This is a genomic window from Janibacter sp. Soil728 (genome assembly GCF_001428305.1).
In the GTDB taxonomy this organism is placed as follows: Bacteria; Actinomycetota; Actinomycetes; order Actinomycetales; family Dermatophilaceae; genus Janibacter.
On the sequence record NZ_LMRZ01000001.1, the window covers coordinates 163,960 to 188,794 of the forward strand.

A 24,835-nucleotide genomic window follows, 5' to 3' on the forward strand; every position below is an offset into this window, starting at 1 on the left:
CGACAGCCCGGATCAGTCCTCAGCAGCTGCCAGCTCGGCCGCCAGCTCGGCCCAGCGCTCGCTCAGGTCGTTGAGCTCGGCCAGGATCTCGTCCTTGCGCCGCGGGTTGTGCGCGAAGAGCCGCTGCTCGAGCTGGACGCGGCGCTCCCGCACGCGGAAGAGCTCGCTCTCACCGAGCGAGGTGATCTGGACGACCTTGCGCCGCGCATCGATCGGGGATCGGGTCCGCACGATCAGCGAGCGGCGTTCGAGCCGCCGAGCGACGTCGACCATCGTCGACGCGTCGAGCGCCGCGGCGTGGCCCACCGATGCCTGGTCCGAGCCGTCGTAGGCGTCCAGGACGTCGAGGACCGCGAACTGCGGACCGGTCAGCTGGGGGCCGATCACCCGTGACCACATGGCCGAGTACGACTGGTAGAGCTTGCGGATGACGAAGCCCGGGGCGGTGCCGAGCTGCGCGGGGGTCTCCGCTCGCCGCACGTCGCTGTTGACCTTGCTCACCCTGTCCCCGTTCGTCCGTTGATGGCCTTCAGTCCGCTCCGACGGCATCGAGTGCGTCGGACAGGACCTGTGCGGCCCCCTCGGCATTGTCCCAGAACACCATGTGGCCGGCTGCGGGGACGACATGGACGGAGGCGTGAGGGTTGATCGTGGTCACCTCGTCCATCGCTGCCGTCGGGACCACGGGGCTGTCGGCCCCCTGGATGAAGGCGACCGGTGCCGGAACCTGCGGCCACCACTCGAAGAAGTCCTCGCTCTCGAAGCCGTCGTGCGTCGCGCCGATGGCCTCGGGGGCGCAGCTGCCGAGCCACCTGGCCCGGATCTCCTGCTCGCGGCGGGGCCACGTGGGCCACGACGCGGCGACCTCGTCGGCGGTGGTGCCGCGCAGCGCCTGCTCGACCTGCCCCATGAAGGCCTCGCGAGTCGTCGGGTACGGGTCGCGTCCGGGTCCGGAGATGGGCGGGTCGATGGCGACGACGCCTGCGTGCTCGACCTCGCCGCGGGCCGCGACGAGGGTGACGATCCGAGCGCCCATCGAGTGACCCACGAGCACCGCATCGCCGGCGGGCACGAGCGCGGTGATGACCCGCTCGAGGTCCTGCGCGTAGGCCGGCATCGAGTAGTCGTCGCCGGACTGGGAGAGCCCGCGACCCCGCACGTCCGTGACCAGCACGCGGCGGGTCCGGGCCAGCTCCCGGGCCACGAAGTCCATGCCCATCGCGGGCATCGAGATCCCCGGGACGAGGACGATGGGGGCGGTGGTCGCGTCGGCGGGTCCCGCGTAGTCGAGGACGTGGAGCCCGACCTCACCGCTCACCCAGCGGCTGGTGGCACCGCTCGCGGGGAGGTCGGCGAGTGCGTCGAGGGAGACCGTGCGGTCCGTCATGAGAGTCCTCCGTGGCCCGGCGTGCCGGACAGGTAGTCGAGTGCGTCGGCGACGTCGATGACGTCGCCGTACTTGGCGTTGATGTCGAAGAGGTTGGCGTCGTGCGGGCCCTGCGCCCGGTCACCGACGGCCTCGCGGGGCACGAGGACCGAGAAGCCGTCCTGCACGGCATCCACCGCGGAGGCACGGACGCACCCGCTGGTGGTGGCCCCGGTGAGCACGACGGTGTCGCAGCCCGCCGAGCGCAGCAGCGCGGCCAGGGGGGTGCCGTGGAAGGCGGACGCCCCCTTCTTGTCGACGACCGCGTCGGTCGCCGCGTCGAAGGGCAGCCTCGGGTCGAGGACGATCCCCTCGCTGCCCTCGAGCATCGCCCGCATGCCCGCGGCCTTGGTCAGCCAGGTGATCGCGCCGGGGCGCACCTCGGCGCGGCTGTAGACGATCCGGGTGAAGATCACCGGGTGTCCCTGGGCGTGGGCGGCCTCGATGAGGCTCGCCGTCGCGGCGACGACCTGGGTCAGGTCGCTGCCCGCGTCGAACTGCGGCTCGGTGAAACCACGGGTCAGGTCGATGACCACGAGTGCCGGACGAGCCCCCCGGTCGACGCTGCCACCCCAGCCGGCGCGCGCGTACGTGTCCAGGGTCTGCGCGTCGTGGACGGTCGCGGCGGCGTCGGTCCGGCTCATCGCGATCCCGCCCGTCGGCCGAAGGCGCGGGTGAGGATCCAGCCCTCGACGCAGCCGGCGACGAAGGTCACCACGAGCGCCAGGCGCCGTCGACCCCCTTCGTCCACGAGCATCCCGAGGCCGGCCGAGGACGGCACCGCACCGGGCGAAGGGGGGACCCCCACCGGCGTGGCAGCAGCGGGAGCGGCGGAGGTGGTCGCGTCCTGCGACGCGATGGCCGCGTCCGCGGCAACCGGTGCGGGGCCCTGCTCCAGCAGGGCCGCCATGTTGGCGGCGAACTGGCCGAGGATCTTGTTGGACACCGACGCGATCGCGCCCTTGCCGAACTGGACGAACTTGCCGCGGATGTTCAGGTCCGTCGTGAGGCGCAGGACCGCCCCTTCAGGGTGCTCCACGACCTCGAGGCGCACGTCGGCCTCGGCATCGCCGTTGCCCTTCACGTCGGAACCGCGACCGACCAGGTGCATCGTGCGAGCCGTCTCGTCGACCTCCAGGAAGCGCAGCACGCCCTCGAAGGCGGCGCCGATCGGCCCCACGCGAAGGGACACCCGACCGCGGTAACCGTCCTCCCCCTCACGACCGAGCAGTTGCGCGCCGGGCAGGCACGACGCGACCCGCTCGACGTCGTTGATCAGGGCGAAGACCTCCTGCGGGGATGCCTTGACGACGGCCTCGTTGTCGATCTTCATGCGGATGCTCCTTCGGTGACGGTCGGGTCCTCGCTGCGGCGCTGCTGGGCGACCTGCTCGACGGCGTCGACGATCGTCTCGTAGCCGGTGCAGCGGCAGAGGTTCGCGGAGACGAGCTCGCGGACCTCCTCGCGCGAGGTGTCCTCCAGGTGGGGGATGCCGCCCTCGGCGAGCATGAGCATCCCCGGGGTGCAGAAGCCGCACTGCAACGAGTGGCACGCGGTGAAGGCCTCCTGGAGGTCGTTCAGCCCGCTCTCGTCGGCCAGCGACTCGACGGTGCGGATCTCGTGACCGTCCGCCATGACGCCGAGCACCAGGCAGGAGCGCGCGGGCTCCCCGTCGATCAGCACGGTGCAGGCACCGCAGATGCCGTGCTCGCACGCGACGTGGGTGCCGGTGGCTCCCACACGGTGGCGCAGCACGTCGACGAGCGTCTCGCGGGCCTCGACGAGGAGCTCGTGGGGCTCGCCGTTGACCTGCAGCTCGATGAGGTGTCGCTCGCTCATCGGGTTCCTCCTGTCATGGCCGCGTGCACCGCACGCGGGGTGATGGGGGTCCGCTCCAGGAGCGTCCCGGTGGGTTCGAGGGCGTTGTTGACCGCGCCGAGGATCGTGCCGACGGCACCGATGGTCCCGCCCTCACCCGCCCCCTTCGCCCCGGTCTCGTTGTAGATGCACGGCGTCTCGAGGTGGGCCAGCCGGATGTCCGGCATCTCCATCGCGGTCGGGATGCAGTAGTCCATGAAGCTCGCGCAGGAGGGCTCGCCGTTGGCGTCGTAGGTGACCTCCTCGAAGAGCGCGCCCGCGATGCCCTGGGCGATCCCACCGCGCGCCTGCCCCTCGACGACCTGGGGGTTGATGGCGACGCCGCAGTCCTCGACGCAGAAGTACCGCAGGATCTTCACCGCACCGGTGTCGGGGTCCAGCTCGACCACCGCCGCCTGGGTCGCGTTGGAGAAGGTGCCGTCGTTGGTCACGTCGAAGGACGCGGTCGCGTGCAGGCCGGGGCTCACCCCCTTCGGCAGGCGGTGGGCCTCCAGGTAGGCGACGCGGGCGATCTCCTCGAAGGTCAGTCGCTCGTCCGGCGTGTCCCGGCGATGGACGGAGCCGTCGCGCAGCTCGAGGTTGTCGAGGTTGGTCTCCATGAGGTGGGCCGCGATCTCGAGGAGGTCCTCCCCGAGAGCGCGTGCGGCCAGCTGGACCGCGCTGCCCCCGATGACCGCCGACCGCGAGGCGAAGGTCCCGAAGCCGTAGGTGATCCGGTCGGTGTCGCCCTGGTGGAGCTTGACCCGGGAGATGTCCAGCTGGAGCCCGTCCGCGACGATCTGGGCCATCGTCGTCTCGTGGCTCTGCCCGTGGCTCATCGTGCCGCTGGTGACCGTGACCGTGCCGTCGAGATCCATCCGGATGTCCGAGATGTCGAAGCCCGGGACCACGAGCATCTTGCGCGCGGCGAAGGCGGACGAGCCGTACCCCGTCCGCTCGCTGAAGCACGCGAAGCCGATGCCGATGTGGCGTCCCTGCGCGCGGGCCTCGGCCTGCCGCTCGAACCAACCCTCCTCGCGGACCATCTGCTCGCACAGGTCGAGCGACTCCAGGTACGAGCCGGGGTCGTAGGTGATGTTGTTGATCGAGGTGTAGGGGAACTCGGTGATGAGGTTGCGGCGGCGCACGTCCAGCGGGTCCATCCGCAGCTGGCGCCCGGCCTGGTCCATGATCTGCTCCAGGAGCATGACGTACTGCGGTCGGGAGACCCCGCGGTACGGGGCGGTCGGCGCCTTGTTGGTCGCGACGGCCCGACCCCGGACCCGGTAGGCCCCGAGGCGGTAGACCCCGGGCATCTCGCCGGAGGCCATGAGCGGCTCGATGCCGGCAGTGAAGGGGTAGCAGGAGTAGGCGCCCATGTCGCAGACGACGTCGCACTCGAAGGCGAGGAACTCACCGTCCGCGGCGAAGGCAGCGCGAGCGACGTACCGCTGCTCGCGAGCGAGGAAGGAGGCGGTGAGCGCGTCCTTGCGGTCCTCGATCCACTTGACCGGCTTGCCGACCCGCTTGGCCGCCGCGGCCACCGCGATCTCCTCGCGGCCGACGACGCACTTGAGGCCGAAGCCTCCGCCCATGTCGGGGACGATGACGCGGACCGCACGCTCCGGCACACCGATGCTGGCGGCCGTCGCGGTGCGCACGAGGTGCGGTACCTGGGTGGGGGTGTGCAGGACCAGCTGGGACTCCCGCTCGTCCCACTCCGCGAGAGCAGCACGCGTCTCCAGGGGAAGCGCGTTCTGCCGGCCCGAGTCGATGGTCATCTCGACGACCTGGGCGGCGCGCTCGAAGGCCTCGTCCAGACCGGGTGTGTCGAAGAGGGAGACGTCGACAAAGACATTGTCGGGGGCGCCGTCGTGCAGTCGGCGGGCGCCGTGCGCGAGCGCCGCGTCCGTGGAGACGATCGCGTCGAAGGTCTCGTACTCGACCCGGGCCGCCTCGACGCCGTCCTCCGCCGCGTAGGGCGTGCGGGCCACGACGATCGCGATCGGCTCACCGATGAAGCGGACGGTGTCGTGCGCGAGGACGGGCATCTCCGTCGGACGGAACTGCTCGAAGGGGCGGTCGAGCAGGGCAGCGATCGGCGCCATGACGAGGTCGTCGGCAGCGAAGGCCGCGACGACGCCGGGCGTTGCCCGGGTCGCCTCGAGGTCGACGTCGAGGATCCGGCCGAAGGCCACCTTGCTGCGGACGAACTGCGCGTGCAGCTGTCCCGTGAGCTCGATGTCATCGACGAATCGCCCTGCGCCCGTGAGGAGCCGGGGGTCCTCACGGCGGCGCACGGAGGCGCCGATGAAGGCGCCGTCCCTGGACATCTTCGGTTCGCTCATCGTGTGCGGGCCTCCTTCACGGCCTTGATGACCATCCCGGTCACGAGGTCACGCTGGTAGTCGTCGTCGACCTCGAGCTCGTCGAGGTCGGCCATCACGCTCTGACGCAGTGCCTCGTCGCTCGCCCCTGCGGCGACGGCCGCCTCGGTGGCCGGCAGGCGGGTCGGTGCCGGGGCAGCACCGCTCACGACCACCCGGGCGTCGGTGGCGCCCACGGCCGAAGGGAGGACCACTCCCGCTGCGGCGAGGGCGAAGTCGCCGTGCCGCAGGCCGTACTCGGCAAAGCCGGTGGCTCCCTTCGCCGGGGGGAAGATCACGCGGGTGACGATCTCGTCCGGCTCCAGGCAGGTCGTGTAGAGCCCGAAGAAGAGCTCCTCCGCCGGGACCTCCCGCTCACCAGCCACGCCCTCGGCCACGACACGGGCGCCGAAGAGCACCGCGAGCAGCGGCCACTCCGCTGACCCGTCGGCGTGGGCGATGCTGCCTCCGACCGTGCCCCGGGTCCGGATGGGCAGGTGACCGACGTGGCGCATGGTGCGGGCGATGAGCCCGTGCCCCGCGCTGTGACGCACGACCGGGCTCTCGAGCACGGCCTGGTGGGTGGCCAGCGCACCGATCGTCAGCTCGTCGTCGGCGAGCTCGATGGAGTCCAACCCGGGGATACGGGTGATGTCGACGAGGTGCTCGGGGCGAGCCAGGCGGAAGCTCATCATCGGGACGAGCGACTGCCCGCCGGCGATGACCTTGGACTCCTCGCCGAGGGTCGTCAGCAGGTCGACGGCATCGCTGACGCTCGATGCGCGGTGGTAGCTCACGGGTGCGGGCTTCACTCGAACTCCTCTTGATCGATCACGAAGTGGGGCGGCCCCCGCGCCGAGGATCCGACGCGGGGACGCTGGATCAGTCGAGCGCGCCGACAGGTGTCCTCGCCGGAGCCGGCTCGCCGGGCTCCACGACGGCGTCGAGGTCCATCCCCTTCGTCTCCGGACCGAACTTGGCCATCATCGCCACGGCGATGAAGACGGCGACCGAGAGGACGATGAAGGTGTTGACCAATCCGAAGGTCGGGAACATCCAGGCGCTGAAGGCGATGGGCGCCACGCCCGTCGCCACCCGGCTGGCCGAGGAGGACCACGCGAAGCCGCTGGCGCGGATCTCCGTGGGGTAGATCTCGGCGATGTAGGCATACAGCACCGGGATGGCCATCTGGATGAGGAAGCCGAAGACGCCGATCGCCACGAGGGCGAGGTTGGTCATCTCGAGCGTGTAGCCGATCCCGACGAGAGCGAGCGAGCCGAGGCTCGCGCTCACACCGAGCAACCACTTGCGGCCGGTGATGTCCACGAGCACCGCTGACAGAGCGCACCCGAAGATGCCGATGGCGCTCATGATCGTCGACCCGAGGAAGGCGACGGTGAAGGTCGCACCTGCATCGCGCAGCAGGGTCGGGAGCCAGCTGAGCGCGGCGTAGTAGACAACCATGATGCTGACGAAGAGCATCCACGCCATGAGGGTGACCATCGGCATCCGGCTCCAGATCATCCGCAGCTGCCCCAGGCCGGCGACGATGCCGTTGACCTTCGCCTCGACGACCGGCGGCTTGATCTCGTAGGGCTCGGGAGTGGCACCCGTCTCGCGCACCATCCGGTCGATGATCTCCCGGGCCTCCGCCTCACGCCCGACCTTGGCCAGGTAGATCGGCGACTCCGGGATCCCGCGACGCACCCAGAAGGTCAGCAGTGCGGGCAGCACCATGATCCCGAGCATGATCCGCCAGTTGTGCTCGACGTCGAGCAGAGCCCACGCGGACAGACCGGCAAGCGTCGCACCGATCGGCCAGAAGAGGTCGAGTGCCGTGAGCACCTTGCCGCGCACGGCCTTGGGTGAGAACTCACCGACGATCGCGTAGTCGACGGGGATGCACCCGCCGAGGCCGAAGCCGGCGAGGAAGCGGAAGGCGAGGAAGACCCCGTAGGTCGGCGAGAAGGCACCGAGCACGGAGAAGATGGCGAAGATCATCAGCGTGATGCTGAAGGCCTTCTTGCGGCCGAGTCGGTCGGCGATGCTGCCCCAGACGATGGCACCGATGGCCATACCGATGAGGTTGGCGGTGGCCACGTAGCCTCGCGCCCCGTCGGACAGGTCGAAGTCCAGGGCCACGAGTGGCGTGAGGAAGCCGTTGAGGGCGATGTCCCAGGCATCAAAGAGATAGCCGAGACCGCCGATGAGGAAGATCTTGCCTTGGACATTCCACCGCCAGGGCAGGTCCTGGACGATCTGGTCGCCAGTGCGCATGTATTTCTCCAATGGTTCTTCGGCCACGTCGTCGTGGACTCGAGACCGCGTGAGTCGAGGACTCAGCGGCGGAACTGGTAGTGGTACGACTCCATGTCTGCGTTGTTCAAGGGGCTGCCGCTCCACAGCCAGTGGTAGGACACGTCCGACTCTCCGTTGAAGCTGGCGAGCTTGAGATCGCGCTCTTCCTGCTCCGGACCGTCGGGGAGGTGGTAGAAGTCCTTGTTGCGCAGGGAAGCGTCCTGGACCATCCCCGCGTGCTTCGAGCGACGGGACACGTACCGCGAGAGGGCCGACTCGATGTCGTCTCGCGAGACCGAGCCCAGCTCCTCGGCCAGGACCGCGGCATCCTCCATGGCCTGCGAGGCGCCCTGTGCCTGGTAGGGCAGCATCGCGTGGCAGGCGTCGCCGAGCAGGGCCACCTGGCCGTCGCGCCACACCGGGTCGCGGCGACGGTGGTACATCGCCCAGACGCTGCAGTCGTCCCCGGCCTTGGAGAGCATCGCAGCGACGCGGTCATCCCAGTCCTTGTACTGCTCGAGCAACTCGTCCACGGTTGCGGGACGCGACCAGCTGTCGGCGATGCCCTCGTCAGCGGGCACGATCGCCACGATGTTGAGCATGTCACCGCCGCGGATCATGTAGTGGACCAGGTGGCGGTCGGGGCCGTACCAGATGGTGCTCTGGAAGCGGTCGACTAGCCAGCGGGTCGCCGGGTCCTCACGGATCTTGTCGCCAGGGACCAGGACGCGGTAGGCCATCTCGCCGGAGAACTCGAGAGTGTCCTCCCCACCGATCGCGTCCCGCACGGCGGAGCGGATGCCATCCGCCCCCACGACGACGTCACCGGTGAAGCGCCGACCGTCGGCGGTCACGACGACCGGTCGCTTCGGGTCGCTCTGGTCGACGTCGTCGACGTGGGCGCTGGTGATGACCTCCACGACAGGGCCGTGACCCTCGGGGTCGATGCAGGCCTCGTGGATCACCTGGTGCAGGTCGGCACGGTGGTAGTGCCAGTAGGGCGCGTTGTACGTCTCCTTGACGTAGCCGCCCAGAGCGGTGAGCCCGATGACGCTGCCGTCCTTCCAGCGTCGACGCACCTGGTCCTGCGGCTCGGTCCTGATCCGCTCGAGCTGCGGCAGCAGACCCAGGCCCATCAGCACCCGGGCGGCGTTGGGCGCGGTCTGGATGCCGGCGCCGACCTCACCGAGCTCGGCGGCCCGCTCGAGGACGGTGACGCGCAGGCCCTGCTGGCGCATGGCGAGTGCGGCGGTGAGACCGCCGAGGCCTCCGCCGACGACGACGACCTCGAGGGATTGACTCATGGACACGGGTGCCTCCTGGGGCTGCGGCGGGTGCCGCGGGGGTTCGGGTGGGAGTGGCGAAGGGGGGAGCCTCAGGGCTCGATGAGGGTCCCGGCGGCGACGACTGTGGTCTCGTCCAGCGTCACGGTGCAGTCGCGCATGGCGATGTCGAGATGGGCGTACGAGTCGCGGTGCAGGACGGGGTGCGGACCGGTCGACCAGAGGAAGTTGCCGGCGAAGGCGCGGGCCTCCATGCCCATCACCTCGTGCTTGGCGTACATGGCCTGGGCGAACCAGTCGGCGGAGCGCATCAGGCCCCAGCCCATGTGGGAGAGGTAGCGCGCCCACTTGTCGTCGGAGTCACCGAAGTAGGTCTCGATCATGTGGGCGTCGGCGCCGCCGCTGACCTTCTCGATGTGGCCGCCGGTGATCTCGAGGGTCACCGTGTCCCGGATGTACTCCTTGAAGGGCAGGATGATGTCGCCCGGGGCCAGCACGATCTGCCCGTCGGAGATCTCGGGCCAGCACAGGACCATCGTGCTCGGCCAGTGGTCCCAGCGACCGGGGTCGTCGCTGAACCCGACCTGGAAGTCGCAGCGGACATTGGTCAGGTCGACGCGCAGGTCGGTGCCCGCAGCGCTGGTGACGTGCATCGACGTCGACTCCTGGACGAGGCGCTGACCGCTGAGGACCCGGTCCTTGTCGTCGGCCACCGGCATGTTGCGCACGAGGACGTCGGGGGCGTCGCAGACGAAGAGGATGCGGGTGCCGGTCGCGAGGATCTCGTCCTGGATGGGGGCGTGGATGAAGCCCTCACGCGTCAGGTCGAGCACGAGGTCGGCCTGCTTGAGCAGATCCTGGGCGACCGTGTCGCGCAGGACGGAGGTCAGGCCCGGGCCGCCGCCGGTGTGGGTGCTCGGCACGGGGTCGGGGTTGCCGCCGGGGACGGTCGCGACGAGGACGTGGGCCCCACATGCCTTGGCCGCAGCGAAGGCCGCCGCGACGTAGTCGTCCCGGCTGCTGGGCTCGGCGAGCACGACCACGTGCTCGTCGGTCCGCAGGTTGCACAGTCGCAGCTCCTCGGTGAAGGCCTGGACGAGGTCGGCGGACGTCAGTTGATTCATCGTCGAATCTCTCTCTCAACTCATCGGCGAGTGGGTTCAGGAATCGTTTCTATACGCATGAATTGCTTGAGTCAACCCCCGGGACAGATATTTGCGCAGTTGCGCTGAGCCGCCCCACGTGATCCACGGCACATGGGAATCAGGCTCGAATCGCGCAAAAGACGTTGCAGCAGAAGGGTTCTCGCCTCGACAGCGCCCACCCGGACCAGCTGACGACGCTCGGGAACCGCCCTTCGGCAGGCCCTTGTCAGATCCTGATCATGCGTGTACGAATGGATCATGAATCCCAGAATGAGCACCCACCACGTCGGCCTGATCGTGCCGAGCTCGAACCTCACGATGGAGACGGAGCTGCCCGAGATCCTCGGTCGCCGCCGTGAGCTGCACCCTGACGACCGCTTCGTCTTCCACTCCAGCCGGATGCGGATGAAGCACGTCACGCCGGAGGAGCTGAAGGCGATGAACGCGCAGACCGATCGCGCTGCCCTCGAGCTCGCCGACGCCCGCCCCGACGTCGTCGCCTCGGCCTGCCTCGTGGCGATCATGGCCCAGGGTGCCGGCTACCACTGCACGGCCGAGGACCAGATGCGCGCGGCTCTCGAGAGCGAAGGGGTGAGCGCACCCGTCATCAGCAGCGCCGGCGCACTCCTGCGAGCCCTCACCGCCCTCGGTGCGCGCAAGGTCGTCATGGTCACGCCCTACATGAAGCCCCTCACCCAGCTCGTCGCGGACTACGTCGCCGATGCCGGGTTCGAGGTGCTCGACACCCTCTCCCTCGAGGTCTCCGACAACATCGCCGTCGCCAACCTCGACCCGATGGACCTCACCGAGCACTGGAAGCGCCTCGACCCGCAGGCCCTCGAGGACGCTGACGCGCTCGTCCTCTCGGCGTGCGTCCAGATGCCCTCTCTCCCAGCGATCCAGGCCGTCGAGGACGCTTACGGCAAGCCGGTCCTGTCGGCCGCCACGGCTACCGCTTGGTCGATGCTCACCGACCTCGGCCTCCCTGCGGAGGCTCCGGATGCGGGGTCCCTGCTCAGCGGTCGCCACTGATCAGACATTCTCTGGGCATCCGTCAGTGATGCCGCACCACCCGCGCGCCCCCGGTTTCACGTACAACGACGTATGAGGAGTTCCCATGGACCGCACCGCAACGAGACGGTGGCTGATCGTGCCGCTCGTCCTGATCCTGCTGAGTTTCGTACTGCCGTACACCCTCTTGAGCGACGTGGACGCCTGGTACGGCAGCTTCCTCTTCTGGACGCTCGCCACCGCAGTCGTCATCGGCGTCAATGCCGTCATCAGCAGCCGTTGGGAGGACTGAGATGGAGGCCACCTGGATCTGGATCGGGATCGCGGTCTACATCGCGATCGCACTCGTCACCGCCTTCCTCTCCCGAGAAGGCAGGTCGACGAGCATGTCCGACTACTTCCTCGGAAACCGCCAGATGGGCGGCTTCGTCTCGGCGATGAGCTACAGCGCCACGACCTACAGCGCATTCATGCTCGTCGGGCTCGCCGGGCTGACCTACTCAGGCGGCGTCGGCGCACTCGGGTTCGAGCTGATCTACCTGTGCGGCGTGACCCTCGTGGTGATCTTCGGCCCCCGCTTCTGGCTGGTGGGGCAGAAGTACGGCTACGTCACCCCGTCGGAGATGCTCGGCCACCGGTATGACAGTCGCACGGTCGCCGTGGTCACCGCACTGACCAGCTGCGTGTTCCTCATCCCCTACGCCGCCGTGCAGCTGGCCGGCGTCGGGTACCTGGTCAGTGGCATGAGTGGCGGCGCAGTCAGCTTCACGTCGGGCACGATCCTGGCCACCATCATGGCCATCGTCTTCTCGCTGGTCGCCGGGCTCCGCTCGGTCGCCTGGACCGACTCCCTGCAGGCCATCATGATGGTCATCAGTGCCACGCTGGTGGTCATCTACGTCGTCTACCGACTCGGCGGCGCCGGGGACTTCTTCAGCTCGCTCAGCACCGACCACAGCGGGGCGCTCTCCGTCCCGGGCAACGGGTTCTTCACCTTCAGCGTCTTCTTGGGCCTGACCCTCCCCTGGATCTTCTTCAGCATCTCCAACCCCCAGGTGAGCCAGCGCCTCTACACACCGAGGTCGATGCGCGACCTGCGCACCATGCTCCTCGGGTTCATGGTCTTCGGCTTCATCTACACCCTGGTGTCGGTCATCTGGGGTTTCGCGGCACTGCAGCGCTTCCCCGACCTGGCCACGGGTGACCTCGCGACCCCGATGCTGCTCGCCTCCGACCTGGTGCCCACCGTCCTGGGTGTCATCGTGATGATCGGCATCATCGCTGCGGCGGTCTCCACCATCGACTCGATCATGCTCACCCTCTCCTCGATGGTCACGCGCGACGTCTACCGAGTCGTCAAGAGCGAGGCCACCGAGGGAGCGCAGCTCAGGGTGGGCAAGTTCGCCCTGCCGGTGATCGCCCTGCTCGCCCTCGGGTTCGCACAGCTCGAGGTCAACCTGATCGCTGTGCTCTCCGTGTCCGCGTCGGCCGGTCTGCTGGTCATGGTCCCACCGATCATCGGGGCCTTCTTCTGGAAGCGGGGAACCGCCCAGGGCGTCATCTGCGCCACCCTCGTGGCCGGTGTGGTGGTCCTCCTCCTCGAGATGACCTCCACCCGGCTGCTGGGTCAGGGCAGCGGCGTCTGGGGCCTGCTCCTCTCGCTGGCCCTCTTCGTCGGAGTCAGCCTCGCGACACCGGCGCCGCGAGACCGCGCGGCCGACTTCCTGGGACATGTGGAGGACGGCCTGCGCAAGCACAACGCCGTGTAGCCGTCCACGCCCGCCCCGCCCTCACCTCGGGGGCTCGGGCGGGTGTGCCGCATCGCCGCCGTGCGAGGCGGCGAGGTGGCGGCCATGATTTCGCAGCGGCTGAACACCCTCTGCGGTCAGTCCCGTGCGTCCTCTCCCGGGGTGTCGACGTCGAGGCCGGTGGCCAGGTCGCCGCACTCGATCTCGTCGGCACCGTGCCGACGCAGGTAGCCACCGGCCCCGCGGTCACCCGAGAGCTCGGCGACGAGCGGGGCCCAGTGGTCACGCCCGACGAGGACCGGGTGTCCGACGACGCCCGAGTACACCGCCCGACGAAGGGAGGCCACCCCCATCTCTCCCTGCAGCAGGCGCGCCGCGACCTCCGCGGTGACATCGGGCAGGTCGACGAGGTGGATCAGCGCGGCGTCCGCGGCACTCGACTCCAGCACGCGCAGCCCGTGGGCCAGCGAAGCGCCGAGACCGTCGGCCCAGTCGGGGCAGTGCGTGTAGTCGGTGCGCGGGAGCGCCTGCTCTGCGGCAGCGCCACTCGCCCCGAGGACGACAGTGACTGCGGCACAGCCCCCTTCGTCCAGGACGGCGACCGCGCGGGCCAGCCACGAGGTGCCATCAGGATCGACCTTGAGGGCCTTGGGCATCCCCATGCGCCGCCCCGCACCCGCCGCCAGCAGCAGCCCCTGCACCATCTCCATGCGCACGACCTTAAGGAAATTCGCACCCGCGTGCGCACGACCTTGAGGAGATGCGACTCCTTGACCCACACTGAACAGGCGTTTAGTCTACTGAACATGGGTACAGTGCAGGATGATCGGACCGCCCGGGCACGAGTGCGCGATGCCGCGCTCGAGCTCTTCGCCGCCCATGGGGAGGACCGGGTGACGATGCGCCAGGTCGCCGAGCTGGCCGGCGTCTCGCCGGCCCTGGTCGTCCATCACTTCGGCTCCAAGGCCGGTCTGCGCGAGGCCGTCGTCGAGCACGTGCGCACCTGGATGGACGAGCTCTTCGACCTCTCGGCCGACACCGGCCTCGCCGAGGACCTGCAGGCCAGCGAGTGGTCCTCGATCGGGGAGATGCTCCAGCAGGCCTTGCCCGAGGGCTCACCCGTCATCCCCTACCTGCGCCGGCTGCTGATGACCGGCGACCCGGTCGCCACCCAGCTGCTGCGCGAGTGGCACCGCCGCACCGTCGAGATCTTCCGCGCGTGGGACGCCGCCGGCAAGCTGATCGCCGGACCCGACCCGCAGACCCGCGCCGCAATGGCGATGTCGTCCGACCTCGGCACGCTCCTCCTCGCCGACCACTGGCAGCAGATCCTGGGCTTCGACCCCCTCCGCGGGGAGGGCCTCGCTCGCTGGGCCGACGAGGCGATGCGTTTCTATGGAGCAATATTGCCCCCACCCGATACAGGCAAAGACAGCGCGATCGGGGCTCGCCCCCCTTCGCCCGAGGAGGCCTCATGAGTGAGTCAGCCATCATCGACGTCCACGGTCTGCACAAGACCTACGGCCGCACGCACGCTCTCGACGGGCTCGACCTGAGCGTGGCGCCCGGCGAGGTCCACGGCTTCCTCGGCCCCAACGGCGCCGGCAAGTCCACGACCATCCGCGTCCTGCTCGGCCTGACCCGCGCGGACAGCGGCGAGGTCACCGTCCTCGACGGCGACCCGTGGCACGACGCCGTCGAGCTGCACCGCCGGCTCGCCTACGTCCCTGCCGGCGTCACTCTCTGGCCCGGCCTCACCGGCGGCCAGTGCATCGACGTGCTCGGCCGGGCGCACGGCGGCCTGGACGACGCCCGCCGTGCCGACCTCGTCGAGCGCTTCGACCTCGACACCCGCAAGCGCACCCGCGACTACTCCACCGGCAACAGGCAGAAGGTCTCGCTCATCTCGGCACTGGCAGCCGATGTCGACCTGCTGCTCCTCGACGAGCCGACCTCCGGCCTCGACCCGCTCATGGAGCAGGTCTTCCAGGAGGTGGTCCGCGAGCGCGTCGCCGACGGCACGACGGTCCTGCTCTCGAGCCACATCCTCGGCGAGGTCGAGGCGCTGGCCGACCGGGTGAGCATCATCCGTGCCGGTAGGACCGTCACGACCGGCACGCTCGCGGACCTGCGGCGCAGCACGAGCAGCCGGGTGCACACCATCACCGACTCCTCCCCCGGGCTCGCCGGAGTGGACGGCGTCACCGCACTGGACACGGGGAGCGTCGACGGCCGCATCGAGACCCGCTGCCATGTGGAAGGCGCTGCGGTGAGCGAGGTCGTGGGCCTGATCCACGCCGCGGGTGTCCACACCCTGACGATCACGCCGCCGAGCCTGGACGACCTCTTCCTCGAGCAGTACCGGGAGGGGCCCTCCCTTCGAGACGGTCGCGGGGCGACCTCCTCAGGGAGCGAGCAGGACAGTCGCGGGGCGACCTCCTCAGGGAGCGAGCAGGACGGTCGCGGGGCGACCTCCGCAGGGAGCGACGAGGTGCGGCGATGAGCGCCCTCAGCACCACCGGAATCGGTACGAGCCTGCGGGTGCAGTGGCGCACCGGGCGGAAGGTCGTGCTCGCGTGGGTCCTCGGCCTCTTCGCCGTCGTCGTGCTGACCACCTCCTCGATCACCAGCCTCTACGACACCCCGGACAAGCTGCGTTCCTACGCGGAGACGACCACGAACCCGGGGATGCGTGTCCTCAACGGCGTCGTGGCCGGCACCGACACCCTCGGCGGAGCGATGGTCAACGAGCTCGGCTTCGTCGTCGCCTTCGCCGTCCCGCTCCTGGCCATCGCGCTCACCCTCCGCGGGACACGCCGGGAGGAGGAGGCCGGCCGTCTCGAGCTGCTCCTCGCGTCCCGGGTCGGGCGACAGGCACCGCTCCTCGCGGCCGTGGCCCTCGCCCTCGCCGCACTCGTCGGGCTGGGCCTGCTCACCACGCTCGCCTTCGTCGGCGTCGGCGCGGAGCCGAGCGGCTCGATCGTCTACGGCGCGGCGGTCGCATCGCTGGGGGCCACCTTCGTCGGCGTCAGCGCCATCGCGGCGCAGGCCTTCGGTCACACCCGATCGGCGTGGGCCGCCAGTCTCGGCGTCGCCGCCCTCGCCTACCTCGTCCGTGGTGCGGGAGCGGTCGACGAGACCTGGCTGCTGTGGGCCTCACCGCTCGGCTGGTACGACAAGGTGGCAGCTTTCGGTGAGCCGCGAGCGCTCCCCTTCGCCCTGAGCATCGGAGCCGCGCTTGCGCTCCTCGGGCTGGCCCTGCGGCTGTCCGCCACACGTGACGTCGGTGGCTCACTGCTCGCCCCCCGGGTCGGACCGCACCGGGCGAGCGCCGGGCTGCGCTCGCCCTTCGGCCTGGCACTGCGGGAGCACCGCACCGTGACGCTCGGCTGGGCCGTGCTCGCCGCCGTCCTCATGGGCACCTACGGCTCGCTCATGCAGACCGTCATCGACGCGATCGAGGGCAACCCCGACCTGGCGGCCTGGTTGGCGGGCGGGGAGGCGGGCATCGTCGCGCCGATGGCCGCGATGTTCGTCCTGCTGCTCGCGCTGCTCGTCGGCGGCTACGTGCTGCAGGCGCTCGGCTCGCTGCGCCGCGAGGAGATCTCCGGCCGCCTCGAGCTGCAGCTGAGCGAGGCCCGCAGCCGCGCAGCCTGGCTGACCCCGCACCTCGCCGTCATCGCCCTCGGCACGCTGCTCGTCGGCGCCGCCGGCGGGGTGGCCCTCGCGGTGAGCACCGCTGCGGCGCTGGGTGACTCGTCGTGGATCCCGACACTGCTCCTCGCCTCGGCCCAGTACCTGCCGGTGATGCTGCTGCTCGCCGGGATCTCGCTGGCGCTCTTCGGCTGGTGGCCTCGGGCACAGGCCGCCGTGTGGGTGGTCTTCGCCGTCGCCGCGGTCATCGGCTACATGGGTCCGGGGCTCGATCTACCGACCTGGCTGATCGAGTGGGCGCCCTTCGGGCTCGTCGGCGATGTCCCGGCAGAGGACCTCGACGCCACCGGCGCGCTCGTCGCGGGAGCCGGCGGGGTCGTCCTCGCCGGCCTCGGACTCCTCGGGTTCACCCGGCGCGACATCCCGCACCGGTGAGATCGGGTTTGTTACGCGCGGGTACGACGTGCACTTGTCGCGTCATGCCATAGAGGAATCCCGGAAATCCAGGGTTCTTCTGTCGGTCTACGTCAGTAGTGGTAGTCGTACCCGCGCGTAACTTCTAGTCAAGATCACCGGGGAGGCCGCCGGGCCCCCTCTCGGCATCCGATCCGGCTGCGTGCCGCGGGCCCCGCGCGGCCAGCCGCTCACGCAGCTCGTCCTGCTCGCGCCGACGGCTCATCTCGCGCCGGCCGAGCGCGAGGCCGATGAGGATCGGGATGACGTACTTGGCGTGCTCTGCCAGCCAGACCAGCCATCCAGGGGCATCCCAGTCCAGCCGCGGCAGCTCCCAGTCCGGCCAGGGGATCGACGGCAGATCGATCGAGGGCCACGGCATGGAGGGCAGGTCCACGTCGGCCCACGGGACCGAGGGCAGGTCGACCCGGCGCGCCAGCCAGAAGAACACGATGCCGATGAGGATCGGCACGACGACATCGGCCACCCCCTTGGCGACGTGCAGCGAGGCGTGGCGTCGCGGCTGCGACCTCATCCGCTCCTCACGCACGGCGGCGGGCGAACCCGGCTCGGGGACGAGGTCGAGCCCACCGACGCCGATCCGGGCAGCGGCCTCGGCCGCCCGCCGCTCACCCTCGAACCACGTGGCCCGCAGCGGCTTGCTCAAGCTGGTGAACCGCGCGCGGACCGCCCCGAGCGAGTCAGCGAGCTCGTGCTCCTCGTCGACCACGAGGTAGAGGTTGTCCTCCAGTCCCGATGTGGTGGCGGCGATCTCCTCGCCGTCGACCCACCACGTGGCCTCGTTGCGCCACCCGTCACCCACGGAGGTCTCGACGCGGTGCTTCCGCCCGTCGATCTCCATCTCGTAGACCTGTGTCTCTCCCACGACGCCGACGCTACGAGGACGCCCGGGCCGGGCCATCAGCCGCAGGTCCCTCCCTTCGTCATCCTTTGGTAGGGCTTTGGCCGATCGCGGTGCGCCTCCACCGCCGCGGGCCCGCGCGGTCGTAGGTTCGCAGGAATCAACTCCGAGGTGTGTCCCCGTGAAGATCAACAACGACCCGGTGTTTGTCCGGCGGCGCCGTATCGCCCTGGCTGCGCTCGTCATCGTCCTGCTGGTGCTCGTGCTGTGCATCGGCAAGCTCGTCGGGGGCGAGGGCAGCGCCTCTGCCGCCAAGGCACCCGCGAGCGCGCCGCCCGCCGCCTCACCGCCACCTGTGAAGGTGGAGAAGCCTGCTCCCAAGGAGAGCGCCGCGGTGACCGGCAAGCCGGCAGCACCCGCCGACTCGACCATGGTCCGCGTCCAGCGGCTCACCGGTGGGCTGACGCCCAAGTCCGTCGTCGCCTCGCCGTCGGGCCAGGTCTTCGCGCAGAACATGATGTACACGCACACCGTCAGCGCCTTCACCGCCGACGGCGCGCTGCACAAGACGATCTCCGACGCGGTCGACCTGTCCGACTTCGGCATCAAGGGGCACCCCGGCACGAGCAAGGGCGCACCGGTCGAGATGGCCTTCAGCCCCGACGGCAAGACCGCGTGGGTGAGCAACTACTCGATGTACGGCCAGGGCTTCGAGCCCGAGGGCAAGGACGCCTGCACCGGACCACAGGGCGTCTCGGACAGCTACCTCTACAAGATCGACACGGCGAAGCTCGAGATCACCGATGTCGTGAAGGTCGGCGCGGTGCCCAAGTACGTGGCCGCCACCCACGACGGCTCCAAGGTGCTCGTCACCAACTGGTGCTCGATGGACATGGACGTCGTCGACACCAGGACCAACAAGGTCACCGAGACCATCAAGCTGCCCGGCAAGCACCCCCGCGGCATCGCGATCAGCCCCGACGACGAGGTCGCCTACGTGGCGATCATGGGCTCCGACGAGACGGTCAAGGTCGACCTCGGCTCGGGCGAGGTCGTCGACTTCGCCGACACCGGTGACGGGCCCCGCCACCTGCTCGTCTCCCCCGACGGCTCACGGCTCTACGTCTCCAACAACGGCTCGGGCACCGTGAGCGAGGTCGACGCCGCCACCGGCAAGACGCTGCGCGAGGCCAAGGTCGGCAGCCAGCCCCGCTCGATGGCGATCAGCCCCGACGGCGGCGCCCTCTACGTCGGCAACTACGCCAGCAGCACGGTGAGCAAGATCGCGACCAAGGACTTCGAGGTCGTCCAGACCGAGCAGACCGACGGCCTGCCCATCGGCATCACCTACGAGCCCACCAAGAAGCGCGTGTGGGTCGCCAGCTACGGCGGCTCGATCGTGGTCTTCGACGACTCCCACGCCGCGTGAGGGTCGCGCTCGTCCTCAACCCCTCGAAGGGGGGTTGGGAGCGAGTCCTCGACCGGGTCACCGCGGCGGCCACCGAGGCCGGCTGGCCGCCACCGCCGGTGCACCTGACGACCCGCGAGGAGACCGGTCGGTCGCAGGCGGGCGACGCGGTCACCGAGGGTGCCGAGCTGGTCGTCGTCGCCGGCGGCGACGGCACGGTCCGAGCGGTCGCCCACGGGCTGTCGGGGACCGGCGTCGAGCTGGGCATCGTCCCCACCGGCACCGCCAACCTGCTCGCGCACAACCTCTCGCTCCCGCGCAGCATCCCCGCCGCGGTGCGGGTGGCGCTCACCGGCCGCGCCCGACCGGTCGACCTGGGGATCGCGCACGTGGACGACGAGGCGCGGGACCTCCCCTTCGTCGTGCTGGCGGGGATGGGCCACGACGCGGCGACGGTCGCGGCCACCCGCCCGGCGCTCAAGGAGCGCATCGGCTGGCCCGCCTACATCGCACCCGCCGCGGTCAGCGCGCTGCGCCGACCGGTCCCGGTGACGGTCCGCCACGACGGGGGCGACCCGGAGCACCTGCGTGTGTGGAGCGTGCTCGCCGCCAACTGCACGCGGGTGCACGCCGGGGTGCACATCGCGCCCGGTGGGCTCGTCGACGACGGCCTCTTCGACGTGCTCGAGATGACCGTGACCCGCCCCGGCCACTGGATCGGGGTGGCGGCGAAGGGTGTCTTCCGCCTCTCCGGCGACGTCGCCGGCCTGTCCACCCGAGCCTCCCGCGAGGTCGAGATCCTCAGCGAAGAGCCCCTGCACATCCAGCTCGACGGCGACGTCGTCGGACCGGCCCGGCGGCTGCACGTGCGCTGTCTGCAGCACGCGCTGCGCGTGCGGGCTTGAGGGCCGCGTACGAGCTGGTCGTCACTTCTCGTGAGCGACCTCGTCGATATCGTTCATCGCCAAGGTCGCCCGCATCGCCTCCACCACCTGCGGGGCCGTCCACTCATCAGGCACCGACAACAACGTGCCACTCCTGCGGTGCGACACGAGCACACCCGGGGCCGCCTCGAGGATCGCCCCAACCGACGCGTGCACCCACACCCGATACCCCAAGGGCACCTGCCACGAGCCCGTCGGACGCGCGAGGTCCAGCACAGCCTGATCCCGGAAGTTCGCCGTCCACGGTTCCCATACCTCGATGACCGCATCGACGAGCGGGTCGACCACCGCGGGCGTGAAACCACCCGGCGCAGTTTCGAAGGCGGTCACACCCGCACGGTTGACGGGGACGCGACCGCCGCGAATGCTGCCCCCGGCGTTGATCCACAACTCGATGAACAACCCGTCGAAGTCCTGGCTCAGGGAGAAGGAGTAGCCGTTCACGGGTTCCGGCAACCCGTCCTCCGCCCGGAAGACCTGGGACTCCACCCACAACGTCTGCTCCACCGCTGCGGCTGGCCACGGCCGCCACACACGGCCCTGCGCGTACCGCCACCCATCCACCGGAAACACCCCCGCCAGACCCTGCAGCGTCGCCGCCGTCTTCCCCGCCACCTCCTCCGCTGACTCCACACGTCCGCCCCAGAAACACCCCAGGTTGAAGTCGGTGTTGTCAGCCAATCGATGTGCCACAGCAGTCATCCCTTCCTCGGAACAAACTCGACCTTGATGTCGAAGTACCTCTCACCGTCGCAGGTCCCGACGCTCCTGGCTCGTCAGACCGCCCCAGATCCCGTGGTCCTGGCCCGTCCGCAGCGCGTAGGCCAGACACTCCTTGACGACCCGGCAGCCCGCGCAGATCGCCTTGGCCCGCTGCTCCTGCCACAGTGCCGGGCCGTAGGACCCGACGGGGAAGAAGGTCTCGAGCTCCTCGCCCTCGCAAGCCGCCAGCTCACGCCAGCCCGGAGCATCACGCCCCGGGCGACCTGCGCCCCTCGGGCTCAACAGCAGCCGCACTCGCTGCGGCTGGAGGTCAGCTCACGCCCGGTGACCTCTTGCAGACGGATCGCCGTCCAGAAGGTCTCCTCCGGGTGGCCCTCCCACGGGACGTCGAGCAGCTCCTCGAAGCGCGCGCAGGCGGCCGGGTCGGAGACCGTGTCGGCTGCCCCGCGCACGAGGACGCTCCACCCCGTGTGCTGCAAGGGGTCGTAGTGGTCGACCTGGAAGGTCACCGACTCGTGGTTGACGGCCGCCGCGAGGGTCGAGTCCCATCGGGTGCGGAAGGCGATGGTGCTCTCGTCGATGACGTGGTTGACCGGGAGGACGATCACCTCGCCCTTGTCCTGGAAGGCGACTCGACCCATCGGTCGCGACGCGATGCGCAGCAGGCAGTCGTCGAGGTTGAGCACGTCCAACCCACGGTGGTCGACCGGGGCGGGTGATCGGCCGGTGCTCTGGATGGTTGTCATGGTGACCTCCTGGTGTCTGCGTCCGGTGAGGAGCGCTCCTTGTGGTGGGGTCTGATTTATTTTATACGGGTTTGTCCGTTAATAATAGGGGGCGCCTCGCCTGCAGGAAGGCCGGCCCGCCGCGAGGGGCAGTGCCGGCCTTCCACGCAGTGCCGGGAGGCAGTGCGGTCACACGATCCGGGGTCAGGCGTGCTCGGGCTCGGCATCCTTCATCCGGGCGTGCACCCACGGGGACAGCGCCGCGAGCGCCAGTCCCACGACGACGGCCATGATGCCGAGCGTGAGGAAGAAGGTGCCGTCCGGCAGCCCCTCCATGGCGCGGATGAACTGCGCGGCGAGCGACTGACCGGTCGCGATGGCGAGGAACCACAGGGCCATCGCCTGGCTGGCGAAGGCCTTGGGCGCCAGCGAGGTCGTCGCCGACAGGCCGACCGGTGACAGGCACAGCTCACCGAGGGTCTGGATGACGAAGACGCCCACGAGGACCCACACCGGCGAGGTGGCGCCGGGGAATGCCGCCGCGGCCGCCGACAGCACGACGAAGGACACGCCGGCGAGGATGACACCGGTGGCGAACTTCATCGGCGTGGACGGGAACCGACCGGCCCGGCGCACCCACAGCAGGCCGAAGAGCGGGGCCAGCAGCATGATCGAGATCGGGTTGATCGACTGGAACCACTCCTCCGAGAAGTGGAAGCCGAGCGAGTCCAGATCGGTCCGGTTGGCCGCGTAGGCAGCCATCTTGGACGCCGCCTGCTCGAAGATCATCCAGAAGAGCACCGCGCCGATCCACATCGGCAGGTAGGCCGTGAGGTGGGTGCGCTCACGCGCCGTGACGGCCGTGCTGCGGAACATCACGACGAAGTACGAGATCGAGGCGACGACCGACAGGATCGAGATGGTGTCGATGACGGCGCCGACCCAGCCGCCGCGCAGCAGGCGGGCGGCCACGAGGAGCACGGCGATGAGGACGAGCAGCCCCAGGCCGAGGAGCGGGGTGCGGGTCCGGTCGCGCGGCTGCAGGGGGTTGGGGACGTCGTTGGAGACCGGGGCCAGCGCGCCGCGCCCGACCACATAGGCCACGAGGGCGAAGAGCATGCCGACCGCGGCGGCGCTGAAGCCTGCGTGGTAGCCCCACTGGTCACGCAGGAAGGCCACGACGAAGGGGGCGAAGAAGGCGCCGATGTTGATCGACATGTAGAAGATGGTGAAGCCGGAGTCCTTGCGCGGGTCCCGCTCGCCGTAGAGGTGGCCGACCATCGTCGACACATTGGGCTTGAGCAGACCCGTGCCCAGGGCCACGAGACCGATGCCGAGCCACGACGTCGTTGCCGTCGGGATCGCGAGGCTGACGTGGCCGGCCATGATGACCACGCCACCGAGGAAGACCGACCGCTGCGCGCCGATCACCCGGTCGGCGAGCCAGCCGCCCACGACGGAGAGCAGGTAGACCGCTGCGCCGTATGTCGCGACGACCGCCTCACCGAGGGGCTGGTCGAGGCCGAGTCCCCCGCTGGCCGCCGTGTCGACGATGTAGTACAGCAGGATCGCGCGCATCCCGTAGTAGGAGAAGCGCTCCCACAGCTCGATGTTGAAGAGCGTGGCCAGACCTCGGGGATGCCCGAGGAGGGTGCGTTCGGCCTGCGCGGACGGCGGTGTCGCGGCGGTGGTCATGTATCTCCTTGGGTCCGGTGGTGACCGGACGTCGACGGCCCGGGCGCACGATCTGCACGACCCGGGGCAAAAACGCGGCCCACGTTACGCCCGTGGCTGGATGGGTCGGTCCATCGCCGGTAGGTTCGACGGCATGAACCTCGATTCAGGAACGACCTCCCGATGAGCTCGGGTGCAGTGCGCCAGGAGGACGCCTTCGACGTGACGCGGGTGACGACCTGGCTGCGCGCGCAGGTCCCCGACGACCTCGCGGCCGAGCTCGAGGGCGATCCGCAGGTCCGCCAGTTCAACAGCGGCGCCTCCAACCTGACCTACGAGCTGCGGTGGCCCACAAGGGCGCTCGTCCTGCGCCGGCCGCCCCACGGAGCGCTCGGGGGCTCTGCCCACAACATGCGCCGCGAGCACGACCTGCAGGCGGCCCTCGGCCCGGTCTACCCGCACGTGCCCGGCATGGTCGCGCTGTGCACCGACGACTCGGTCCTCGGCAGCGACTTCTACGTCATGGACAAGCTCGAGGGAGCCATCGTGGGCAAGGACCTGCCCGACGGGTTGAGCCTGACCCCCGAGCAGGCACGCGCGTTGTGCGACAACGCCCTGGCGGCCCTCATCGAGCTCCACGAGGTCGATGTCAGCACCGTCCCCGCGCTCGCCGACCTCGACCGGGGCGAGGGCTATGTCCACCGCCAGGTCGAAGGGTGGATCCGCCGCTATCGCGCAGCCGCCACCGATGACGTCCCGGACTTCGAGGACGTCATGGTCTGGCTCGTCGAGCACGAACCGGCCGATCGGCCGCACGCCTTGATCCACAACGACTTCCGGCTCGACAACCTCGTGCTCGACCCCGACGACCCGACCCTCGTCGTCGGGGTCCTCGACTGGGAGCTGGCGACCGTCGGCGACCCGCTCATGGACCTCGGTGGGGCCCTGGCCTACTGGGCCCAGGCCGACGACGACGAGACGATGCGCTCCCTTCGCCTGCAGCCGACCAACTTGCCGGGCATGCTCACCCGTGCCGAGATCGTCGAGCGGTACTGCGCCGCACGGGGTTTGCAGGTGAGCGAGCGCGAGTGGGCCTTCTACGAGGTCTTCGGGCTCTTCCGCCTCGCCGGCATCGCCCAGCAGATCTACCAGCGTTACCGCGCGGGCAGCACGACCAACCCGCGCTTCGCCGTCTTCGGCCCGATGGTCACCTATCTCGACGCCCGCTGCCGATCCCTCATCGGTTGATCCGCCCCCC

The 24,835-nt window shown here is 69.9% G+C and carries 25 protein-coding genes; 9 read left to right on the forward strand and 16 right to left on the reverse strand.

What is annotated here, in order from left to right; translation table 11 throughout:
- Positions 1 to 12: 12 nt before the first annotated feature.
- The 10 genes from ASG73_RS00735 to ASG73_RS00780 all read right to left on the reverse strand — a co-directional run bounded on the left by ASG73_RS00735 (position 13) and on the right by ASG73_RS00780 (position 10,354).
- The gene (locus tag ASG73_RS00735; RefSeq protein WP_055989369.1) at positions 13 to 501 is read right to left on the reverse strand and encodes a MarR family winged helix-turn-helix transcriptional regulator; all 489 of its coding nucleotides are present in this window, start codon (positions 499 to 501) and stop codon (positions 13 to 15) included.
- A gap of 28 nt (positions 502 to 529) precedes the next feature.
- A complete protein-coding gene (locus ASG73_RS00740; protein WP_055989371.1) occupies positions 530 to 1,387 on the reverse strand; it encodes an alpha/beta fold hydrolase in 858 nt (285 codons plus the stop codon).
- Positions 1,384 to 2,070 carry an isochorismatase family protein gene (locus ASG73_RS00745; protein WP_055989373.1) on the reverse strand — a complete coding sequence of 229 codons (687 nt, stop codon included), beginning with the start codon at positions 2,068 to 2,070 and terminating at the stop codon, positions 1,384 to 1,386. Before ASG73_RS00745 ends, ASG73_RS00740 begins: the two co-directional genes overlap by 4 nt.
- A complete protein-coding gene (locus tag ASG73_RS00750) occupies positions 2,067 to 2,759 on the reverse strand; it encodes an SRPBCC family protein (protein ID WP_055989376.1) in 693 nt (230 codons plus the stop codon). The genes ASG73_RS00745 and ASG73_RS00750 overlap by 4 nt, the downstream gene beginning before the upstream one ends.
- Complete coding sequence (locus ASG73_RS00755; RefSeq protein ID WP_055989380.1) at positions 2,756 to 3,265, reverse strand: (2Fe-2S)-binding protein; 510 nt, start codon at positions 3,263 to 3,265, stop codon at positions 2,756 to 2,758. The genes ASG73_RS00750 and ASG73_RS00755 overlap by 4 nt, the downstream gene beginning before the upstream one ends.
- A complete protein-coding gene (locus ASG73_RS00760) occupies positions 3,262 to 5,631 on the reverse strand; it encodes a xanthine dehydrogenase family protein molybdopterin-binding subunit (RefSeq protein ID WP_055989382.1) in 2,370 nt (789 codons plus the stop codon). The genes ASG73_RS00755 and ASG73_RS00760 overlap by 4 nt, the downstream gene beginning before the upstream one ends.
- Entirely contained in the window at positions 5,628 to 6,461 is an 834-nt protein-coding gene (locus tag ASG73_RS00765; protein WP_055989385.1) for an FAD binding domain-containing protein, read from the reverse strand. Before ASG73_RS00765 ends, ASG73_RS00760 begins: the two co-directional genes overlap by 4 nt.
- A gap of 70 nt (positions 6,462 to 6,531) precedes the next feature.
- Positions 6,532 to 7,926 carry an MFS transporter gene (locus tag ASG73_RS00770; protein ID WP_055989388.1) on the reverse strand — a complete coding sequence of 465 codons (1,395 nt, stop codon included), beginning with the start codon at positions 7,924 to 7,926 and terminating at the stop codon, positions 6,532 to 6,534.
- 62 nt (positions 7,927 to 7,988) lie between these two features.
- Positions 7,989 to 9,251 (reverse strand): FAD-dependent monooxygenase, encoded by a 1,263-nt coding sequence (locus ASG73_RS00775; RefSeq protein WP_235499318.1) that lies wholly within the window; start codon positions 9,249 to 9,251, stop codon positions 7,989 to 7,991.
- A 71-nt stretch (positions 9,252 to 9,322) separates the two neighbouring features.
- Positions 9,323 to 10,354 carry a hypothetical protein gene (locus ASG73_RS00780; protein ID WP_055989394.1) on the reverse strand — a complete coding sequence of 344 codons (1,032 nt, stop codon included), beginning with the start codon at positions 10,352 to 10,354 and terminating at the stop codon, positions 9,323 to 9,325.
- 291 nt (positions 10,355 to 10,645) lie between these two features.
- Here ASG73_RS00780 and ASG73_RS00785 point away from each other — a divergent pair, with 291 nt between their 5' ends.
- The 3 genes from ASG73_RS00785 to ASG73_RS00795 all read left to right on the forward strand — a co-directional run bounded on the left by ASG73_RS00785 (position 10,646) and on the right by ASG73_RS00795 (position 13,155).
- Positions 10,646 to 11,407, forward strand: coding sequence for a maleate cis-trans isomerase family protein (locus tag ASG73_RS00785; protein WP_055989397.1), 762 nt, complete (start codon positions 10,646 to 10,648; stop codon positions 11,405 to 11,407).
- A gap of 85 nt (positions 11,408 to 11,492) precedes the next feature.
- Positions 11,493 to 11,678 carry a hypothetical protein gene (locus ASG73_RS00790; RefSeq protein WP_055989400.1) on the forward strand — a complete coding sequence of 62 codons (186 nt, stop codon included), beginning with the start codon at positions 11,493 to 11,495 and terminating at the stop codon, positions 11,676 to 11,678.
- A gap of 1 nt (position 11,679) precedes the next feature.
- Positions 11,680 to 13,155 carry a sodium:solute symporter family protein gene (locus tag ASG73_RS00795; RefSeq protein WP_055989403.1) on the forward strand — a complete coding sequence of 492 codons (1,476 nt, stop codon included), beginning with the start codon at positions 11,680 to 11,682 and terminating at the stop codon, positions 13,153 to 13,155.
- A gap of 116 nt (positions 13,156 to 13,271) precedes the next feature.
- Here ASG73_RS00795 and ASG73_RS00800 read toward each other — a convergent pair whose 3' ends face one another.
- On the reverse strand, positions 13,272 to 13,844 hold the full coding sequence (locus ASG73_RS00800; RefSeq protein ID WP_200946635.1) for a nucleotidyltransferase family protein: 573 nt from the start codon (positions 13,842 to 13,844) through the stop codon (positions 13,272 to 13,274).
- Positions 13,845 to 13,940: 96 nt separating this feature from the next.
- Between ASG73_RS00800 and ASG73_RS18510 the strand changes: the two genes are divergently transcribed.
- Genes ASG73_RS18510 through ASG73_RS00815 form a run of 3 tightly spaced genes read left to right on the forward strand, consistent with a single transcriptional unit; the run spans position 13,941 to position 17,223 of the window.
- Positions 13,941 to 14,612 (forward strand): TetR/AcrR family transcriptional regulator, encoded by a 672-nt coding sequence (locus ASG73_RS18510; protein ID WP_082566898.1) that lies wholly within the window; start codon positions 13,941 to 13,943, stop codon positions 14,610 to 14,612.
- Positions 14,609 to 15,637: an ABC transporter ATP-binding protein gene (locus tag ASG73_RS00810; protein WP_082566899.1), complete on the forward strand. Its 1,029-nt coding sequence runs from the start codon at positions 14,609 to 14,611 to the stop codon at positions 15,635 to 15,637. Before ASG73_RS18510 ends, ASG73_RS00810 begins: the two co-directional genes overlap by 4 nt.
- Positions 15,634 to 17,223: an ABC transporter permease gene (locus ASG73_RS00815; RefSeq protein ID WP_055989410.1), complete on the forward strand. Its 1,590-nt coding sequence runs from the start codon at positions 15,634 to 15,636 to the stop codon at positions 17,221 to 17,223. Before ASG73_RS00810 ends, ASG73_RS00815 begins: the two co-directional genes overlap by 4 nt.
- A gap of 124 nt (positions 17,224 to 17,347) precedes the next feature.
- Here ASG73_RS00815 and ASG73_RS00820 read toward each other — a convergent pair whose 3' ends face one another.
- Entirely contained in the window at positions 17,348 to 18,127 is a 780-nt protein-coding gene (locus ASG73_RS00820) for a hypothetical protein (RefSeq protein ID WP_156466080.1), read from the reverse strand.
- A 157-nt stretch (positions 18,128 to 18,284) separates the two neighbouring features.
- On the opposite strand from ASG73_RS00820, the gene ASG73_RS00825 reads away from it, so the two are divergent.
- Positions 18,285 to 19,532 (forward strand): beta-propeller fold lactonase family protein, encoded by a 1,248-nt coding sequence (locus ASG73_RS00825; protein ID WP_055989416.1) that lies wholly within the window; start codon positions 18,285 to 18,287, stop codon positions 19,530 to 19,532.
- The gene (locus tag ASG73_RS00830; protein ID WP_055989419.1) at positions 19,529 to 20,416 is read left to right on the forward strand and encodes a diacylglycerol/lipid kinase family protein; all 888 of its coding nucleotides are present in this window, start codon (positions 19,529 to 19,531) and stop codon (positions 20,414 to 20,416) included. Before ASG73_RS00825 ends, ASG73_RS00830 begins: the two co-directional genes overlap by 4 nt.
- A gap of 21 nt (positions 20,417 to 20,437) precedes the next feature.
- On the opposite strand, the gene ASG73_RS00835 is transcribed toward ASG73_RS00830, so the two are convergent.
- The 4 genes from ASG73_RS00835 to ASG73_RS00850 form a co-directional block, all read right to left on the reverse strand.
- Positions 20,438 to 21,157 (reverse strand): hypothetical protein, encoded by a 720-nt coding sequence (locus tag ASG73_RS00835; RefSeq protein WP_156466081.1) that lies wholly within the window; start codon positions 21,155 to 21,157, stop codon positions 20,438 to 20,440.
- Between the two features lie 42 nt (positions 21,158 to 21,199).
- Positions 21,200 to 21,460 (reverse strand): WhiB family transcriptional regulator, encoded by a 261-nt coding sequence (locus ASG73_RS00840; RefSeq protein ID WP_055991246.1) that lies wholly within the window; start codon positions 21,458 to 21,460, stop codon positions 21,200 to 21,202.
- On the reverse strand, positions 21,457 to 21,924 hold the full coding sequence (locus tag ASG73_RS00845) for a pyridoxamine 5'-phosphate oxidase family protein (RefSeq protein WP_055989425.1): 468 nt from the start codon (positions 21,922 to 21,924) through the stop codon (positions 21,457 to 21,459). Before ASG73_RS00845 ends, ASG73_RS00840 begins: the two co-directional genes overlap by 4 nt.
- A 183-nt stretch (positions 21,925 to 22,107) precedes the next feature.
- A complete protein-coding gene (locus tag ASG73_RS00850; protein WP_055989427.1) occupies positions 22,108 to 23,598 on the reverse strand; it encodes a peptide MFS transporter in 1,491 nt (496 codons plus the stop codon).
- 162 nt (positions 23,599 to 23,760) lie between these two features.
- Here ASG73_RS00850 and ASG73_RS00855 point away from each other — a divergent pair, with 162 nt between their 5' ends.
- The gene (locus ASG73_RS00855) at positions 23,761 to 24,825 is read left to right on the forward strand and encodes a phosphotransferase family protein (protein ID WP_055989430.1); all 1,065 of its coding nucleotides are present in this window, start codon (positions 23,761 to 23,763) and stop codon (positions 24,823 to 24,825) included.
- Positions 24,826 to 24,835 lie beyond the last annotated feature (10 nt).

What these genes read in the sequence shown, in the direction of transcription:
- ASG73_RS00740 (WP_055989371.1), bottom strand. Translation starts at nt 1,387, where the DNA reads ATGACGGACCGCACGGTCTCCCTCGACGCACTCGCCGACCTCCCCGCG.
- ASG73_RS00745 (WP_055989373.1), bottom strand. Translation starts at nt 2,070, where the DNA reads ATGAGCCGGACCGACGCCGCCGCGACCGTCCACGACGCGCAGACCCTG.
- ASG73_RS00750 (WP_055989376.1), bottom strand. Translation starts at nt 2,759, where the DNA reads ATGAAGATCGACAACGAGGCCGTCGTCAAGGCATCCCCGCAGGAGGTC.
- ASG73_RS00755 (WP_055989380.1), bottom strand. Translation starts at nt 3,265, where the DNA reads ATGAGCGAGCGACACCTCATCGAGCTGCAGGTCAACGGCGAGCCCCAC.
- ASG73_RS00760 (WP_055989382.1), bottom strand. Translation starts at nt 5,631, where the DNA reads ATGAGCGAACCGAAGATGTCCAGGGACGGCGCCTTCATCGGCGCCTCC.
- ASG73_RS00770 (WP_055989388.1), bottom strand. Translation starts at nt 7,926, where the DNA reads ATGCGCACTGGCGACCAGATCGTCCAGGACCTGCCCTGGCGGTGGAAT.
- ASG73_RS00775 (WP_235499318.1), bottom strand. Translation starts at nt 9,251, where the DNA reads ATGAGTCAATCCCTCGAGGTCGTCGTCGTCGGCGGAGGCCTCGGCGGT.
- ASG73_RS00780 (WP_055989394.1), bottom strand. Translation starts at nt 10,354, where the DNA reads ATGAATCAACTGACGTCCGCCGACCTCGTCCAGGCCTTCACCGAGGAG.
- ASG73_RS00785 (WP_055989397.1), top strand. Translation starts at nt 10,646, where the DNA reads ATGAGCACCCACCACGTCGGCCTGATCGTGCCGAGCTCGAACCTCACG.
- ASG73_RS00790 (WP_055989400.1), top strand. Translation starts at nt 11,493, where the DNA reads ATGGACCGCACCGCAACGAGACGGTGGCTGATCGTGCCGCTCGTCCTG.
- ASG73_RS00795 (WP_055989403.1), top strand. Translation starts at nt 11,680, where the DNA reads ATGGAGGCCACCTGGATCTGGATCGGGATCGCGGTCTACATCGCGATC.
- ASG73_RS00800 (WP_200946635.1), bottom strand. Translation starts at nt 13,844, where the DNA reads ATGGAGATGGTGCAGGGGCTGCTGCTGGCGGCGGGTGCGGGGCGGCGC.
- ASG73_RS18510 (WP_082566898.1), top strand. Translation starts at nt 13,941, where the DNA reads ATGGGTACAGTGCAGGATGATCGGACCGCCCGGGCACGAGTGCGCGAT.
- ASG73_RS00810 (WP_082566899.1), top strand. Translation starts at nt 14,609, where the DNA reads ATGAGTGAGTCAGCCATCATCGACGTCCACGGTCTGCACAAGACCTAC.
- ASG73_RS00815 (WP_055989410.1), top strand. Translation starts at nt 15,634, where the DNA reads ATGAGCGCCCTCAGCACCACCGGAATCGGTACGAGCCTGCGGGTGCAG.
- ASG73_RS00835 (WP_156466081.1), bottom strand. Translation starts at nt 21,157, where the DNA reads ATGACTGCTGTGGCACATCGATTGGCTGACAACACCGACTTCAACCTG.
- ASG73_RS00845 (WP_055989425.1), bottom strand. Translation starts at nt 21,924, where the DNA reads ATGACAACCATCCAGAGCACCGGCCGATCACCCGCCCCGGTCGACCAC.
- ASG73_RS00850 (WP_055989427.1), bottom strand. Translation starts at nt 23,598, where the DNA reads ATGACCACCGCCGCGACACCGCCGTCCGCGCAGGCCGAACGCACCCTC.
- ASG73_RS00855 (WP_055989430.1), top strand. Translation starts at nt 23,761, where the DNA reads ATGAGCTCGGGTGCAGTGCGCCAGGAGGACGCCTTCGACGTGACGCGG.